The sequence below is a fragment of the Marinobacter sp. F3R08 genome, from assembly GCF_018860425.1.
GTDB lineage: Bacteria > Pseudomonadota > Gammaproteobacteria > Pseudomonadales > Oleiphilaceae > Marinobacter.
The window spans coordinates 25,008-40,636 of record NZ_JAHKPI010000005.1; the positions used below are offsets into that span (position 1 = coordinate 25,008).

Annotated in this window: 14 protein-coding genes; 4 read left to right on the forward strand and 10 right to left on the reverse strand. The window is 56.8% G+C overall.

All coding sequences use genetic code 11. The features are described from left to right. Window positions 1-5 precede the first annotated feature (5 nt). The 4 genes from lspA to murJ form a co-directional block, all read right to left on the reverse strand. Window positions 6-530, reverse strand: a complete 525-nt coding sequence (gene lspA / locus KO499_RS00965) for a signal peptidase II (RefSeq protein WP_215981892.1) — start codon at window positions 528-530, stop codon at window positions 6-8. Further along, window positions 530-3,349, reverse strand: a complete 2,820-nt coding sequence (gene ileS, locus KO499_RS00970; protein ID WP_215981893.1) for an isoleucine--tRNA ligase — start codon at window positions 3,347-3,349, stop codon at window positions 530-532. Before ileS ends, lspA begins: the two co-directional genes overlap by 1 nt. A gap of 74 nt (window positions 3,350-3,423) precedes the next feature. Then, a complete protein-coding gene (ribF, locus tag KO499_RS00975) occupies window positions 3,424-4,395 on the reverse strand; it encodes a bifunctional riboflavin kinase/FAD synthetase (protein ID WP_215981894.1) in 972 nt (323 codons plus the stop codon). An 81-nt stretch (window positions 4,396-4,476) separates the two neighbouring features. Next, on the reverse strand, window positions 4,477-6,057 hold the full coding sequence (gene murJ / locus KO499_RS00980; protein ID WP_215981895.1) for a murein biosynthesis integral membrane protein MurJ: 1,581 nt from the start codon (window positions 6,055-6,057) through the stop codon (window positions 4,477-4,479). Window positions 6,058-6,321: 264 nt separating this feature from the next. On the opposite strand from murJ, the gene rpsT reads away from it, so the two are divergent. Beyond that, window positions 6,322-6,591, forward strand: a complete 270-nt coding sequence (gene rpsT / locus KO499_RS00985; protein ID WP_215981896.1) for a 30S ribosomal protein S20 — start codon at window positions 6,322-6,324, stop codon at window positions 6,589-6,591. 63 nt (window positions 6,592-6,654) lie between these two features. Here rpsT and proB read toward each other — a convergent pair whose 3' ends face one another. From proB to rplU, 4 genes are all read right to left on the reverse strand, one after another. Next, window positions 6,655-7,779, reverse strand: a complete 1,125-nt coding sequence (gene proB / locus KO499_RS00990; protein WP_215981897.1) for a glutamate 5-kinase — start codon at window positions 7,777-7,779, stop codon at window positions 6,655-6,657. A 35-nt stretch (window positions 7,780-7,814) separates the two neighbouring features. Continuing rightward, window positions 7,815-9,008, reverse strand: a complete 1,194-nt coding sequence (gene cgtA / locus KO499_RS00995; protein ID WP_215981898.1) for an Obg family GTPase CgtA — start codon at window positions 9,006-9,008, stop codon at window positions 7,815-7,817. Window positions 9,009-9,152: 144 nt separating this feature from the next. Then, window positions 9,153-9,413, reverse strand: a complete 261-nt coding sequence (gene rpmA / locus KO499_RS01000) for a 50S ribosomal protein L27 (protein WP_215981899.1) — start codon at window positions 9,411-9,413, stop codon at window positions 9,153-9,155. A 36-nt stretch (window positions 9,414-9,449) separates the two neighbouring features. Further along, window positions 9,450-9,761 carry a 50S ribosomal protein L21 gene (gene rplU / locus KO499_RS01005; RefSeq protein ID WP_215981900.1) on the reverse strand — a complete coding sequence of 104 codons (312 nt, stop codon included), beginning with the start codon at window positions 9,759-9,761 and terminating at the stop codon, window positions 9,450-9,452. Between the two features lie 244 nt (window positions 9,762-10,005). Between rplU and ispB the strand changes: the two genes are divergently transcribed. Further along, complete coding sequence (gene ispB / locus KO499_RS01010) at window positions 10,006-10,974, forward strand: octaprenyl diphosphate synthase (protein WP_215981901.1); 969 nt, start codon at window positions 10,006-10,008, stop codon at window positions 10,972-10,974. 48 nt (window positions 10,975-11,022) lie between these two features. Here the strand turns inward: ispB and KO499_RS01015 are convergent, their stop codons facing one another. After that, the gene (locus KO499_RS01015; protein WP_215981902.1) at window positions 11,023-12,009 is read right to left on the reverse strand and encodes a glutathione S-transferase family protein; all 987 of its coding nucleotides are present in this window, start codon (window positions 12,007-12,009) and stop codon (window positions 11,023-11,025) included. A 160-nt stretch (window positions 12,010-12,169) separates the two neighbouring features. Between KO499_RS01015 and KO499_RS01020 the strand changes: the two genes are divergently transcribed. Both KO499_RS01020 and KO499_RS01025 read left to right on the forward strand, forming a co-directional pair. Beyond that, a complete protein-coding gene (locus KO499_RS01020; RefSeq protein WP_215981903.1) occupies window positions 12,170-13,081 on the forward strand; it encodes a LysR substrate-binding domain-containing protein in 912 nt (303 codons plus the stop codon). Between the two features lie 115 nt (window positions 13,082-13,196). Then, a complete protein-coding gene (locus KO499_RS01025) occupies window positions 13,197-14,726 on the forward strand; it encodes a WS/DGAT/MGAT family O-acyltransferase (RefSeq protein ID WP_215982002.1) in 1,530 nt (509 codons plus the stop codon). Window positions 14,727-14,759: 33 nt separating this feature from the next. Here the strand turns inward: KO499_RS01025 and KO499_RS01030 are convergent, their stop codons facing one another. After that, window positions 14,760-15,455, reverse strand: coding sequence for a DUF2057 family protein (locus KO499_RS01030; RefSeq protein WP_215981904.1), 696 nt, complete (start codon window positions 15,453-15,455; stop codon window positions 14,760-14,762). Window positions 15,456-15,629: the final 174 nt, after the last annotated feature.

The window sequence follows — 15,629 nt, forward strand, 5'->3', positions numbered from 1 at the left end:
ACGAGTTACTCACTCCTTTCTGCGTCCCCACCGGAACCGGCGGGTTTGCGAAACATATCAAGGATCATCATGCCAGCACCGATGGTTATGGCGGTGTCGGCCAGGTTAAAGGCGGGAAAGTGCCAGTCCTGCCAGTAGAAATGCAGGAAGTCGACGACGTAGCCATGCACCACCCGGTCGTAGACATTGCCCAGGGCGCCGCCAAGTATGAGTACGATGGCAATGGCGGTCCAGGTTTCATGACGCTGCAGATTTTTCAGCCAGTAGATCAGCACAACGCTGACCACCAGGGCCAGGGTTACGAAGAACCAGCGCTGCCAACCCGCCGCTTCGGCCAGGAAACTGAACGCGGCTCCGGTGTTGTGAAGCAGCGTCAGGTTGAACATGGGAATCACCGGAACCGGATCACCGTAGGTCAGCATGGCGGTGGCCATGGCCTTGGTGCCCAGATCCAGGACGATCACCAGCACCGCCAGCCACAGCCACTTCAGTTTGCTCCCGGCGACCTGCTCCGTCATGGTGGCTTCCATCAGGCGTAAGCGCGGGCTTCGCCAGGCCCTTCGACGTTGGTCACACAGCGACCACAAAGGTCGTCGTACTTGGCATTGCGCCCTACGTCTTCCCGGTGGTGCCAGCAGCGCTCGCACTTGGTGTAAGTGGCCGGCGTTACCTTGACCCGCAGCCCCTCATGCGAAGTCATTTCCGCATCTCCGGCCTCCGCCACCGGCTTCACGCTGGCCTCAGAGGTGATCAGCACGAAGCGCAGCTCCTCGCCAAGGTGCTTCAGATCCGCTGCGAGATCACCTTCACAGAAGAGGGTCACTTCCGCACTCAGGGAACCTTTGATTTCACCCCGCGCCCTTGCCTCTTCCAGGCACTTGTTAACGGCTTCTTTCACGCTGTACATCTCGCGCCAGTAGTCGCGACCAAGTTCGGCGTTGTCCGGCATCGCGGTCAGGCCTTCGTACCAGGTTTCGTAGAACACGGTGTCGCCACGTTTCCCCGGCAGGTGTTGCCAGATTTCATCAGCAGTAAAGCTGAGAATCGGGGCAATCCAGCGAACCAGCGCCTCGGCAACATGATACAGGGCAGTCTGACAGGAACGACGTGCCAGACTGTCAGCCTGGGTGGTGTACTGCCGATCCTTGATGATATCCAGATAGAAACCACCCAGGGTGGCCTCGCAGAAGTTGTACACCTTCTGGTAGATCCTCAGGAAGGCATAGTTGCCATAGTCTTCATGAAGCTCTTCCTGCAACTGCAGAGCCCGGTCTACCATCCAGCGATCGAGGGCCAGCATGTCATCGGGCGCGACCATGTGCTGCTCCGGATCAAATCCGGACAGGTTGCTCAACAGGAAGCGGGAGGTGTTCCGGATCCGGCGATAGCCGTCGGCGGTCTGACGGAGGATATCTTTCGAGACCGTCATCTCCCCGCTGTAATCGGTCGCCGCCACCCAGAGGCGCAATATGTCGGCACCCAGTTCGTTCATAACCTCCTGAGGCGCGATCACGTTCCCCAGGGACTTGGACATCTTGTGGCCCTTACCATCGACGGTAAAACCGTGGGTCAGAACTTGCCGGTACGGAGCAACGCCGTTCATGGCAATAGAAGTCTTAAGGGAAGACTGGAACCAGCCACGATGCTGATCGGACCCCTCCAGGTACATGTCTGCAGGGAACTGACCCAGCTCTTCGCGAACCCGCAGCACCGACTCGTGGGTCACGCCGGAATCAAACCAGACATCCAGGGTATCCGTCACCTTTTCGTACTGATCAGCATCACTGCCTAACAGAGAAGCACCATCCAGCTCGTACCAGGCATCAATTCCGCCTTCCTCGATCTGTTCGGCCACCTTCTCGATCAGGCTCTGGGTGTCCGGATGCAACTCCTGAGTTTCCTTGTGGATAAACAGGGTGATGGGTACGCCCCAGGTACGCTGACGGGAAATGCACCAGTCGGGGGACTGGTTAAACATGGCTTCGATACGATTCTGACCCCAGGACGGCACCCAGCGCACACCTTTGATAGCCTCAAGAGCGTCCGCCCGGAGGTTTTGCTTGTCCATGCTGATAAACCACTGCGGCGTTGCCCGGTAGATCAGCGGGGTCTTGGTTCGCCAGCAATGAGGATAGCTGTGACGGAATTTCTCGGAACGAACCAGCTTGCCTTCTCGCTCAAGTGCACTGCAAACCGGCTCATCCGCCTTGTATACGTGCACCCCTGCCAGCTCACCCGCAGCCGAGGTATAGGTGCCATCAGCCTGCACCAGATTGATGGTGTCGATGTTGTAGGCCTTGCCAACCTCAAAATCTTCCATCCCGTGATCGGGCGCAGTGTGGACAGCGCCGGTACCGGCATCTGTGGAGACGTGATCGCCAAGGATGACCGGCACCTGCTTATCATAGATCGGGTGCTGGAGCATCAGGTGTTCCAGATTGGCGCCGGAACAGGTCGCCAGCACCTCGTAGCCTTCAACCTGCCAGCGGGCCATGATGCCTTCGACCATGTCGGCCGCCAGAATCATTCGCTCAGGCCCTTGTCCCACATCGGCCTGCACTAACGCGTAGTCCAGATCCGCATTCAGGGAAACGGCCTGGTTAGCCGGAATGGTCCATGGGGTGGTGGTCCAGATAACAACGGACACATCGCCATCGCCACTATCGGTGCCAAACAGTGAGAGCGCGCCCGCCTGATCAACGGCGGTAAAACGCACATCGATCTGGGTAGAGGTTTTGTCCTGATACTCCACCTCGGCTTCTGCCAGTGCGGACTGACCCACCACACTCCAGTAAACCGGCTTGTAACCACGCACCAGATGGCCCTTGGCGACGATTTTTCCAAGGGCACGGACAATGCCTGCCTCTACCTTCGGATCCATGGTCAGGTAAGGCTTGTCCCACTCGCCCATCACTCCCAGGCGGATAAAGTCGGCTTTCTGACCGGCAATCTGTTTGGTTGCATAATCGCGACAGGCCTGGCGGAAGGTCTTGTAATCCACCTTAACGCCCGCCTTGCCAATTTCCTGCTCCACCTTGTGCTCGATGGGCAGACCGTGGCAGTCCCAGCCCGGTACGTATGGCGCGTCATAACCCATGAAACTTCGGGATTTGACGATCATATCCTTGAGAATCTTGTTGACCGCATGACCAATGTGAATGCTGCCGTTGGCGTAGGGAGGGCCATCATGAAGAATAAACTTGTCCCGCCCTTCCCGCTGCTTACGCAGGTTGCCGTAGACATCGAGATCCTGCCAGCGTTTGAGCATTTCCGGCTCGCGCTTGGCCAGGTTACCGCGCATGGGGAAGGCGGTTTCCGGCAGATTCAGAGTGTGCTTGTAGTCGCTCATGGTTTGTGTGCGTACTCTTTTGGTCTTGGTCAGTTTTGGTCAGTCGTTTATTTGTTGGGGCGCAGCAGGGCGTTTCAATCCGCGTCTTTCACGGAGCCGTGCTCGACAATCCATGCACGGGCGTGTTCAAAATCCCGGGCTATCTGTTCTTTCAGTGCATCCACAGACGCGAATTTCTCCTCGTCCCGCAGGCCATGCCGGAATGCCACCTCCAGATGCTGTCCATAAAGTGTGCCAGCAAAATCAAACAGGTGCACTTCCAGAGACGGCTGTTTGCCATCAACGGTGGGACGAACCCCGATGTTGGCAACACCATCATATACGGTGCCATCATCCAACGTAGCGGCAACCACATACACCCCGCGAAGTGCGGGCGCCCGGTGCAAAAGAATGTTCGCAGTCGGTGCGCCGATCTGACGCCCCAGTTGACGCCCGTAAACAACCCGACCCCGGATTCTGTATGGGTGCCCCAGAAGCGACTCTGCCTGCTCCAGTCCATTCACCGTCAGCAGCTCCCGGACACGGGTACTACTCACGCGCTCGTCATCCAATGCGACCGTTCGGGTGCTCTCGACGGTAAAACCGGCTTCTTCGCCCACCTTGGCCAGAAGAGTGAAGTCTCCGGCCCGGTCGCAGCCAAACCGGAAATCGTCTCCCACCACCAGATGCCGGACCGCCAGCCCCTGAATCAGCACATCTTCAACAAAGCCCATGGCTGAGTAGCTACGGAACGCGCCGTTGAAACGCAGGCAGAGCACAATATCAATACCCTCGGCCAGGAGGGACTCAAATTTCTGACGGAAGCCCATCAGCCTTGGCGGGGCATCCAGGCCCTGGAAAAACTCCCTCGCCTGCGGCTCAAAAATCATGACCACAGAAGGCACACCAAGAGCTTCCGCCTTACTTTTGACCTGATCAATAATGGTCTTGTGGCCCAGATGCACACCGTCAAAATTCCCAATGGTCGCAACGCATCCATTCGCGAGCGGTGAGTCCTCCCGACGGGAAATCATTTTCAGGTTGGTCAGGCCCCGGATCAGACGCATGCAATGCGAACCTTCAATTGCCAGCTGGCTTTCAGCGCTTACTTTTACCGCAGCGCTGGTGAGAAAACGCGCGATTATACCTTACCTGTGGCGGAAATGTCTTACCCGTACCCCTGCCAGCGCCAACGCAACGAAGTAAACCGATACGCCCGCCCCAACCAGCAATGCCATATCCGCCGCCCGCTGATACCCACCACTTGCCAACCACACCGCCACCGGAGCTTTTAGCCAGATAATGGTGACGGCCAGCGCGCCGTTGGCAAACAGGAGCTGCATCAGAAAACGAGGCCAGCCCGGCTGACTCTGCCACGCACCTTCTTTGCGCAAGCCCCGCCACAAGAGGTAGCCATTCAGCCAGGCCGAGAGGGAGGTGGCAAGCGCCAGGCCGGCGTGAGCCAACGGAAAAATCAGGATCAGGTTGAACACCATGTTAGCCACCATGGCAACAATGCCTATCTTGACCGGCGTCCTGGTGTCTTCCCTGGCAAAAAAACCGGGCGCCAGAACCTTGATCAGCATGAATGCCATGAGCCCGGCTGAATAGGCTCGCAAACTCTGAGCCGACATCGCCACATCACGATCTGTCACCTCGCCGTAATGGAACAAAGTGGCGATCAACTGCTCAGCCAGAAGCGCAAGTGCCAGCGCTGCGGGCAGGCCAATCAACAGCACCGCCCGAACCGCCCAGTCCAGAGTTGCCGCAAACTGGTCCGAAGAAGCCGCCGCATGCTTACGGGACAGGCTGGGCAGAATCACCGTCGCAATGGCTATGCCGAAAACACCCAACGGGAGCTCCGAGAGTCGGTCAGAATAATAAAGCCAGGACACACTGCCCGTCTGGAGAAAGGAAGCCAGAACAGTATCGAGCAGCAGATTGATCTGACTGACCGACACCCCGAACAAAGCGGGTGCCATCAACTTGAGAATCCGGCTGACGCCATCGTGTCGATAATCCACCCGCGGTCTTGGCATCAACCCCAGACGCATTAGAAAAGGCAGCTGGAAGAACAACTGCAAGGCACCAGCAATAAACACTCCCCAGGCCAGAGCCATGACCGGCTCATCCATCAACGGCGTGAGCCAGATGGCTGCGGCAATCATGGCCAGATTCAGCAGCACCGGAGTAAATGCGGGCACAGCAAACCGGTCGTAGCTGTTGAGGATGCCGCCAGCGAAAGCGGTCAGAGAGATCAGCAGCAAATACGGAAAGGTAATGCGCAGCATGTCGCTGGTCAGCGCAAATTTGACGTCATCGTCCAGAAATCCAGGCGCAAAAACCGCCGTCAGAACCGGCGCCCCAAGCATGGCAACCAGCGTAACCCCCAGCAACACCAGCCCGAGTGAGCCAGCCACGGCATTGACCAGACGCCGGACCTCCGAGAGAGATTGATTCTCCCGGTACGATGACAATACCGGAACAAACGCCTGGGAAAAGGCGCCTTCAGCAAACAGTCGGCGCAGGAAATTTGGAATTTTGAAAGCGACAAAAAAGGCATCCGCCCCGGCGCCGGCGCCGAAATAGCGGGCAATTACCATATCCCGAACCAGGCCAAGCACCCGGGACAGCATGGTCATAATACCCACCAGCCCCGACGACCTCAGCAGGCCCGGCGCCCTGGGCAAATGCTTCTGTTCAGGGACTGATTCAGGTTCCGACGACATGCAGGCTCTGGTCTGACATTCTAAAGTTCCTATAGAGTCGGGCATTTCGGGAATTACCTGCTTCCCGATACAACCACCCGCATTCAGTGAGCGGCGAGTTTACCACAGGCCTTCTGCGTCGGGGGATGAAATGGGTTTTGGCCTTGACATTTCGAGGTATGAGCGGCATAGTTCCGCGTCATTTATTTCGACGCGCTGGTTTTGGCGCGCCCGCGATGTAACGAATCATTCAGCAACGAATTTGAGATTTTCAGGAGTTTTACGGTGGCAAATACCCCGCAAGCCAAGAAGCGCGCACGTCAGAACGAGAAGAACCGCAAGCACAATGCAAGCCTGCGTTCCATGGCTCGTACTTACATGAAAAAGATTCAATCCAAGATCGAAGCCGGCAACTACGAAGAAGCCAAGGCAGCTTTCCAGCAGGCCCAGCCGATCCTGGACAGCATGGTCAACAAAGGCATCTTCGCAAAGAACAAGGTTGCTCGTCACAAGAGCCGCCTGAGCGCCAAGATCAAGTCCCTGAAGAGCGCATAAGCTGCTCGCATCAGGCACAAAAAAACCGGCCATCTGGCCGGTTTTTTTATGGGCAAACAGTCATCAGACGATCACCATATTGTCTCGATGAATCATCTCCTCACCATAGATGTACCCCAGAACATCTGCAATTCGGTCGCTGGAACGTCCGGCAATCGCTCTGGCCTCACTTGCATCGTAATTGACCAGCCCACGCGCGACCTCCGCGCCAGATTCATCGACACAGGAAACCATTTCGCCGCGACGGAACTTACCCTCGACGCTTTTCACGCCTACAGGCAGAAGGCTGCGACCACCCCGACAAAGCACTTTCACGGCACCGGCATCCAGCGTCAATCTACCCCGAGTCTTGAGATGACTCGCCAGCCACTGCTTGCGCGCGGCAATCCTGCCCTGCTCCGGCAGCAGCAGGGTTCCAATGACATCCCCCTGCCTTAGCCGGCCAATCACCCCCTCAATTCGACCACCCACAATCACAGTAAAAGCACCAGAACGGGCCGCCAGACGCGCCGCTCGCAGTTTTGTCTGCATACCTCCGCGACCGAGCGCTCCCGCACCACCACCAGCCATGGCATCAAGCTCCTGGTCGCCAGCCCTGCGCTCGGTCACCAGCCGTGCATCAGCATTCTTCCTGGGATCGCTATCAAACAACCCAAGCTGATCTGTCAGAATAATCAGACCATCCGCTTCAATCAGATTGGCAACGAGAGCCCCAAGGGTATCGTTGTCGCCAAACCGGATCTCGTCGGTAACCACGGTATCGTTCTCATTGACGATAGGTACAACCCCGAAATCCAACAGAGCCCTGAGGGTGCTTCGGCCGTTGAGATAACGCTTGCGGTCCGAAAGGTCGTCATGGGTCAGCAAAATCTGGGCAGCATGGATATCGTGCCGCTTGAACTGAGCCTCCCAGGTTTGCACCAGGCCCATCTGACCGATAGCCGCAGCCGCCTGAAGCTCGTGCAACTGCTCGGGCCTCGCCGTCAAACCAAGCCGACTCATCCCCACCGCGACCGAGCCGGAGGAGACCACAACCACTTCCACACCCTCGTCGATCAGCTCGGCAATCTGATCCACCCACAAACCGAGGGCCGCCTCATCCAGGCCCCGGCCGTCGTTGGTCAGCAATGCGCTTCCGATCTTGATTACCAGGCGACGAGCCCGGCGCAACTGCACGCGTTCAGTCATGGTGTTTAAGCGGTCTCTCTGGCACCCAATCTGCTTTATTCCGGCGCGTAAACCACTTCGACGTCGTAATCATCGTCGTCAAAGTCGTCGTCATCACCCTCTTCGCGGGCGGCGCGTCGGGCCTGGCGCTCGGCTTCGATACGAGCCCGAGCTTCATCATCCATTTGCCGACGCCGATCAGCTTCACGCTCGGCGAACTCGGGATTCTGAGCCTCTTCCTCAGCCTGCAGCTCAATCCAGCGCATAACGGCCTGAGCCAGGGGCTTGGTCCCCTCACCACTGAGCGCAGAAATCCAGAACACCGGCCCTTCCCAGCCGAGCTCATCGACAATTGCCTGACAATGACCGTCGCGGTCTTCCTCGGCCACCATGTCCACCTTGTTCAACACAAGCCATCTTGGGCGATTGGCCAGGGTCTCGCTGAATTTCTCCAGTTCGTGCTCAATGGCCTTGACCGCATCGACGGGAGAAGAGCCATCGAACGGCGCCACGTCTACCAGGTGCAAAAGCAGGCGAGTACGAACAAGGTGCTTGAGAAACCGGATACCAAGCCCGGCACCTTCGGCGGCCCCTTCAATCAACCCAGGAATATCGGCGATCACAAAGCTCTGATGCGCCTGCACACTGACGACACCCAGGTTGGGCACCAGCGTGGTGAACGGATAATCCGCCACCTTTGGACGCGCGGCAGAGACGGAACGAATAAAGGTGGACTTGCCGGCATTGGGCATACCCAGAAGCCCCACATCCGCCAACACCTTCAGCTCCAGTCGCAGGTTGCGCAACTCACCCTCGGAGCCTTTTGTGGTCTGACGAGGCGCACGGTTCACCGACGATTTGAATCGAGTATTGCCCAGCCCATGAAAACCACCCTGAGCGACTTTCAGACGCTGACCGGCATGGGTCAGATCCCCAAGCACCTCATGGGTGTCCATATCTACAACCGTGGTACCCACCGGAACCGGCAGAACCAGCTCTTCACCCTTGTTGCCGGTGCAGTTGCGACCGGAACCGGGCTCACCGTTCTGGGCTTTGTGTTTGCGCTGAAAGCGGTAGTCGATCAGTGTATTGAGTGACTCCTCAGCTTCCAGATACACGGAACCACCATCGCCCCCGTCGCCGCCGTCGGGGCCACCCTTGGGAACATACTTTTCACGCCGGAAACTGAGACAGCCGTGACCGCCCTTTCCGGCTTCCACAATGATGGTGGCTTCGTCTACGAATTTCATGAATCAACCCTTTGCGCTATGCGCATAAACTAAAAAGCCCCGCAGCCTCAAGGAAGCTTTGCGGGGCTCCGGATGGCTCTGAGTGCCTGACAATATCAGGATATCAGCACCACCCAAGGTTCGACAGAACCGGATCGCCGCTGCTTACGCAGCCGGAACGATGCTCACGAACTTACGGCTCTGTGGGCCTTTGGTCTCGAACTTCACCTGTCCGTCTGCTTTCGCAAACAGAGTGTGGTCCTTGCCAATGCCTACGTTGCTACCAGCGTGGAAACGTGTACCGCGCTGACGAATGATGATGCTGCCTGCAGATACAGACTCGCCGCCGTAGCGCTTCACACCAAGTCGTTTCGACTCGGAATCGCGACCGTTACGGGTACTACCTGCTGCCTTTTTATGAGCCATTACCAGCCTCCTTATTTAAGGGGTAATTCGAGAGCCTCAGCCCTTGATACCCGTGATCTTGACTTCAGTAAACCACTGACGGTGGCCCTGACGCTTCATGTGATGCTTCCGACGACGGAACTTGATGATATTGATCTTGTCATGACGCCCGTGGCTTACCACTTCTGCAGTCACTTTGGCACCATCAACAACCGGCGCGCCTACCTGAACCTTGTCGCCATCGGCAATCAGCAGAACGCGATCGAACTCAACGTTGCCACCGGTTTCAACTTCCAGCTTTTCCAGCTTCAGGGTTTCGCCTTCTTTCACACGGTGCTGTTTGCCACCGCTAACAATAACTGCGTACATTTGCTCGTTCTCCACGATTGACCCATCCCTGCTCTTATCCACCTGGTTCTAAGGGAGGCGCTCTGGCGACCCTATAGCAGGGAGCGCAGGTTGGGATGAGTTGGGCGCGTGATTGTACGAAAAGTCGCACCGCAACACAAGCCAAGTTGACACTACCCGCGGCAATACCTAGCATTGCCGCGTCCTGCCTTTCAACATCAGCAATCACACTGACGACTACACCAGCAAGGGATCTACAAGCCGTATGACAGCCCAGCGTATTCACGACACAGTGGCCGACGACTTCAGCCGCGTTAATGATCTGATCATCCAGCGGCTTTCCTCAGATGTTCCTCTGGTGGAAAAAATTGCCCAATACATCATTGAAAGCGGCGGTAAGCGCTTGAGACCCTTACTGGTTCTACTCTCCAGTCAGGCGGTCGGTTACGAACACGACGATCACCTCAAGCTCGCGGCGGTGATCGAATTCCTGCACACCGCCACCCTGCTGCACGACGACGTGGTGGACACTTCAGACATGCGCCGCGGGCGGAGCACCGCAAATGCCCGCTGGGGCAACGCGCCAAGTGTACTGGTAGGTGATTTCCTCTACGCCCGGGCTTTCGAGATGATGGTCGAACTGAAAAGCCTGAGCATTATGGACGTGCTGTCCCACGCCACAGCCGTGATCGCTGAAGGCGAAGTGATGCAACTGATGAACGTGAAGAATCCCGACCTGACCGAAGACCAGTATATGAAGGTCATCCACAACAAGACCGCCATGCTGTTCGAAGCCGCCTCCCACACCGGGTCGCTGCTAGCCAATGCCAATGCAGAGCAGGAGCTGGGACTGAAAGGTTACGGAAAACACCTGGGCCTGGCTTTCCAGCTGGTGGACGATGTACTCGACTACCAGGGCGATGCCGAGGCCATGGGCAAGAATGTCGGTGATGATCTGGCCGAAGGCAAGACCACCCTGCCCCTGATCTATGCCATGGCCCATTGTCCTGAAGAAGAGCGTCAACTGATTCGCCAGGCCATCCGCAAGGGCGGACTGGACGACCTGCCACGTATTCTGGACATTGTTGAGCGCTCAGGCGCGATTGAATACACCATGACAACAGCGCGGGAACAAGCCAACCTGGCGAAGGCGTGCCTGAGATCCCTGCCAGACTCAAGCCATAAAGAAGCCATGGAGCTGCTGACCGACGTTGCTGTTGCCCGAGTAAGCTGATTTGACCACGGGGTCAGATGAACGGCTTCATCTGACCCGTCCCGGATCTCAGCTCAAGCGCTCGCGCCCGTGGGGGGCGTCAAAGTCCAGCTCAGGGCCAACCGGCACAATCTGCGTCGGATTGATGGTTCGCTGACTCACGTAGTAATGACGTTTTATCTGCCCGATATCCACCGTTTCCGCCACACCGTGAACCTGATACAGGTCCCGCACATAGGCGGAAAGTGCCGGGAAATCGGTGATCCTCTGCCGATTGCATTTGAAATGGCCGAAGTAGACCGCATCAAACCGGATCAACGTGGTAAACAGGCGCCAGTCTGCCTCGGTTAACTGGCCACCCACCAGGTACCGCTGCCCCGACAACCGCTCCTCAAGCCAATCCAGCGAATCGAACAGCGCTTTGTAGGCGTCCTCATATTTATCCTGGGCGGTTGCAAAACCCGCCTTGTAGACACCGTTGTTAACCGTGTCATAGACCCGGGCATTCACTCTTTCGATCTCCCCCTGAAGCTCCTCGGGGCAGAAATCCAGGTCGGAACGAACACCGTCAAGTTCATTAAAGGCAGAATTGAACATCCGGATGATCTCGGCGGATTCATTACTCGCAATTGTCTGCTTCTCCTTGTCCCAGAGCACCGGCACTGTCACCCGGCCTGAGTACCCGGGCGCGGCTTTGGTGTAGACCTGGTGCATGAATCGGAAGCCATGTAGGTGGTCACGATGCGGCTCACTGTCTGGCCGGAACTCCCAGCCGTTCTCCATCATATCGGGATGCACCACCGAGGCCGAAACATGCTTTTCCAGCCCTTTGAGCTTCCTGAAAATCAACGTGCGATGAGCCCACGGACACGCCATGGACACATAGAGATGATAACGACCGGACTCAGCCTTGAAGCCACCCTCACCGTCCGGCCCCGGAGAACCATCATGTGTCACCCAGTTCCGGAATCGGGCAGCCTCCCGTTCAAATTTGCCACCGCTCTTGTCTGTGTCATACCACTGATCATGCCACTGACCGTCGACTAACAGGCCCATGAAAAATCTCCTCAGAAAATCTGAATTAATCAAATCCGGCCTTCCAGTGACGATTTTCATCCGCTTTCACCGGGGCCATTAATTTAACAGGCAGAATACCCGCGACCCTGCTACCCTCTCAAACAAGCATTTCTGGCCAACAACTTCAGATAATTCGAACATGCACACAGCCATCACCATAGACGCCCTGAAAGTCCTTGATGCCATCGACCGCAAAGGCAGTTTTGCCGGAGCCGCCAATGAACTTTTCCGCGTCCCCTCGGCGATTAGCTACACCGTGCAGAAGCTGGAAGAAGACCTCAACGTTGCCCTATTCGATCGCACGGGCCATCGCGCGCGCCTGACGCCCGCGGGACGGTACCTGCTGGAAGAGGGCCGCACCCTGCTGGAGGCGGCGGAGAACCTCGCACACACTACCCGTCAGGTAGCCCAGGGCTGGGAAACCAGGCTGCGCATAGGCTTTAATTCCCTGTTGCCGGCAGAATGCCTGTTTCCGGCAATCGAGGAGTTCTATGCGCTTGGTGTACCAGTGGATGTCCAGATCGTTGAGGAAGTCTTTGCCGGAACCTGGGACGCCCTGCAAAGCCGCCGGGTAGACCTGATAATCGGTGCAGATAATGTCAGCAAACCCGCCGGAAACTACACCACAAAGCCCCTGGGCAACATGCCGTTTGGATTTGCAGTAGCGTCTGGCCACCCCCTGGCAAACGCCGAAGCGCCCCTTTCGGAGGAAGAAATCTCGAGTTATCCGGCGGCCGTCGCGGCGGACACATCGCGATCACTACCACCGGGACACGCAGGCATATTCCATCGGCAACGAACCCTGACGGTCGCCAACATCGACCAGAAGATCGCCATACAGGTCGCGGGTCTGGGCGTAGGCTGGTTGCCGCTTGCAAGAATCAGCACTCAGCTGGAAGAGGGAGAGCTCATCATTAAAGAGGTTCAGGCAGCCCGCCAACCCGTTACGCTTTATCTGGCCAGACATGCAGAGGACCAGGGCAAAGCGTTGATGTGGTTCTGGGATCGGCTCAGTGCAGACAGCGCCATTGCGAACTGGCTAACAGGCTGAAAAAAAAAGAGAATGTTACAACTGTAGCCACAGCCAAATCGGGCAATTGAGCCAACAGGTAGCCGGGCCATTCGTTTATACTGCGGCTCACACCAACGCGGGAGGGAGCTTCATGATGCGCCAACTGTCTGAATTGGATGCCTCATTTCTGTATCTGGAATCGGAAACAACACCGATGCACATCGGAGGCATCTATCTCTTCGATGCCTCCGAGCAGGACAGGCCGCTTTCTTTCAGCACTTTTGTCGCCTATCTGCGAAGCCGCCTGCATGTCGTGCCGGTCTTTCGCCAGCGCCTGAAAGAAATCCCTTTGCGTCTGGGCCGCCCCTATTGGATTGATGACCCTGATTTCAGCATTGAGCGCCATCTCGCTTATGTCAATCTGGGCGAACACGGCCGAAAGGCAAGCCTGATGACGCTGGCCTCCCGGATCCTGGAAGAGCCACTAAAGAGAGATCGTCCCCTCTGGCACATCACCTTCATTGACGGCTTCAAGCTCGGTGAGAACAACACTGGCAGCGACGGTTTTGCCCTCATTGTCAAACTGCATCACGCCGCTATTGACGCCTTCAGTGGCGAGGAAATCATGGGCAAACTGCTCGAATACACGCCCGAGCCCAGCCCGATTACACCACCGCGACCCTGGCAGCCCGAGCCGGAACCCTCTGAGGAGCGAGTGGTGCTGCAAGCCGGCGCGAACATCGTTCGCACACCGCTTCAGTTCACCTCTCTGGTGTTCAACGCCGCTGAGGCCACAGCCCGTGGCCTGATCCAGAAACAGTTGCGTAAACTTCCACTCCCGCTGCCGCTGTTTTCGGCCCCACACAGCCCCTTCAATCGGCAGATAACGGCAAATCGGCAGATTGTCTCCGCCAATGTAGAGCTTTCCAGACTGAAAACTATCAAGGCATTTCTCGGCGACGTGACACTGAACGATGTGGTTCTTGGTCTGTGTGCCGAAACCCTGAGGCGCTATCTGATCAGCGAAGGCGCCAATGCCGACAAGTCTCTGGTGGCCATGACACCAATCTCGGTACGCTCCAACAGTCTCCGCCGGGCAACCGGGAACCAGATGTCCGCCATGCTACTGGATCTGGCAACCGATGAAACCAACCCAGCCCAACGAATTCGCCGGATTCACTGGAACGCAGTTGCTTCGGAACCTTACAGGGAAGCCATTGCTGCCGATCGGCTGACGGAACTCTTGCCGTCCACCATGCTGGCGCTGTCCGCGAGACTTTACTCGGAACTGCAGATTGCCCAGCGATACCAGCCGGTGTTCAATCTGCCCATTACCAACGTTCCCGGGCCTCAGGTACCGCTCTATCTGCAGGGAGCTCGCCTGACCCAGCAATACAATACCGCTCCACTGTTCGACAGTATGGGACTGGTCATCGTTGCGGTGAGCTATGAAGGAAAGCTGACTCTCAATTTCACCGCCTGCCCGGATGTGGTGGCTGAAGGAGAATCCCTCGAGGCTCACGTGAACGAAAGCCTCAAAGCCATCGAAGTCGCTATGCAACGACTCGACTCGAACGATGCCGAAGGGCCCGCGGCCCCCTCGCCAACACAAACCCTGGCCGATGACGCTATGACGGCAATGGAGGGACTCCTCAAAAAAGCACTCAAACGTTTCCGGCCCTGAACTGGCGCCGGAAACGATTACACGTCGCTCAGATTATTCAAACGCCCAACGGAGAAAGGCTTTCTTCTCGTCCTCACTTGCTTTCCCCCAAACAGTCTTAAGCTGTTCGAGTGCGCTATCATCACTGACCTTATCGCTACCGGAGGTAGATGGCGGAATCGGTGTTCGGGAACTGGTGATCTGCTCTTCCGGATCCCAGATGGTTGAGGTTGCTACGGACAATCCTTCTGAGGAGACGATGTCTGCGGAGAAGTCTGGCATCTCCTGCTCCGCCTCCTGACGCGACCCGGGCTTATCAAACTCGAATCGATAGGTCTCACCGGCGTCTGCCTCAAAGCGAACGAACTGCGGTTCACTCTCAATCACGTGAACCTTCGATTCTCCGTTTCTGACAACACCACTTTTCGCCCAGATTGTCTTGTAGACGAAGGCAACTTCGTTCTCACCAGGAAGCAGAGCGTAATCCAAGGCCAGATCATCCATAAGGAAATTGGTCATGGAGCGGCCGTTCACCGAGATAACACGAATTTCACCCGGTGACTCAAGTGTCGCTGCATTGGCCGCAGCGGGAGGGTTGCCGTCCCAGGTTTCGATGACACTTATGCTGGAGGCGCACCCAGCCAGAAACAATACCAGTGCGGCAACCAGTCCTGCGCGAGCGCGTGCAAACAACCTGCGCGCTCCCTTTCCTGTTACGTGGAACACACGGTTAACATGAGAAATGTTCATTTAGTCTCCTGGATATGAGGATGAAAACAGCATCAGGCTGGCGCCTGTTTCATAACATTCTGACGAGTGCATCTGACAAGGGCAAGACAGCAGCACGTTTCACGATGGCACTGGGTGCTTTTAAATACGGGCTCCAATGAGAACGCAATCCAGGAAATTGTAAATAAATGTTGA

Bases quoted from the DNA above. Each gene is read 5' to 3' on its own strand.
- ribF (WP_215981894.1), bottom strand. From the start codon at position 4,395: ATGCGTCTGATCCGGGGCCTGACCAACCTGAAAATGATTTCCCGTCGG.
- ispB (WP_215981901.1), top strand. From the start codon at position 10,006: ATGACAGCCCAGCGTATTCACGACACAGTGGCCGACGACTTCAGCCGC.
- cgtA (WP_215981898.1), bottom strand. From the start codon at position 9,008: ATGAAATTCGTAGACGAAGCCACCATCATTGTGGAAGCCGGAAAGGGC.
- murJ (WP_215981895.1), bottom strand. From the start codon at position 6,057: ATGTCGTCGGAACCTGAATCAGTCCCTGAACAGAAGCATTTGCCCAGG.
- KO499_RS01015 (WP_215981902.1), bottom strand. From the start codon at position 12,009: ATGGGCCTGTTAGTCGACGGTCAGTGGCATGATCAGTGGTATGACACA.
- lspA (WP_215981892.1), bottom strand. From the start codon at position 530: ATGGAAGCCACCATGACGGAGCAGGTCGCCGGGAGCAAACTGAAGTGG.
- KO499_RS01030 (WP_215981904.1), bottom strand. From the start codon at position 15,455: ATGAACATTTCTCATGTTAACCGTGTGTTCCACGTAACAGGAAAGGGA.
- ileS (WP_215981893.1), bottom strand. From the start codon at position 3,349: ATGAGCGACTACAAGCACACTCTGAATCTGCCGGAAACCGCCTTCCCC.
- rpmA (WP_215981899.1), bottom strand. From the start codon at position 9,413: ATGGCTCATAAAAAGGCAGCAGGTAGTACCCGTAACGGTCGCGATTCC.
- KO499_RS01020 (WP_215981903.1), top strand. From the start codon at position 12,170: ATGCACACAGCCATCACCATAGACGCCCTGAAAGTCCTTGATGCCATC.
- proB (WP_215981897.1), bottom strand. From the start codon at position 7,779: ATGACTGAACGCGTGCAGTTGCGCCGGGCTCGTCGCCTGGTAATCAAG.
- KO499_RS01025 (WP_215982002.1), top strand. From the start codon at position 13,197: ATGCGCCAACTGTCTGAATTGGATGCCTCATTTCTGTATCTGGAATCG.
- rplU (WP_215981900.1), bottom strand. From the start codon at position 9,761: ATGTACGCAGTTATTGTTAGCGGTGGCAAACAGCACCGTGTGAAAGAA.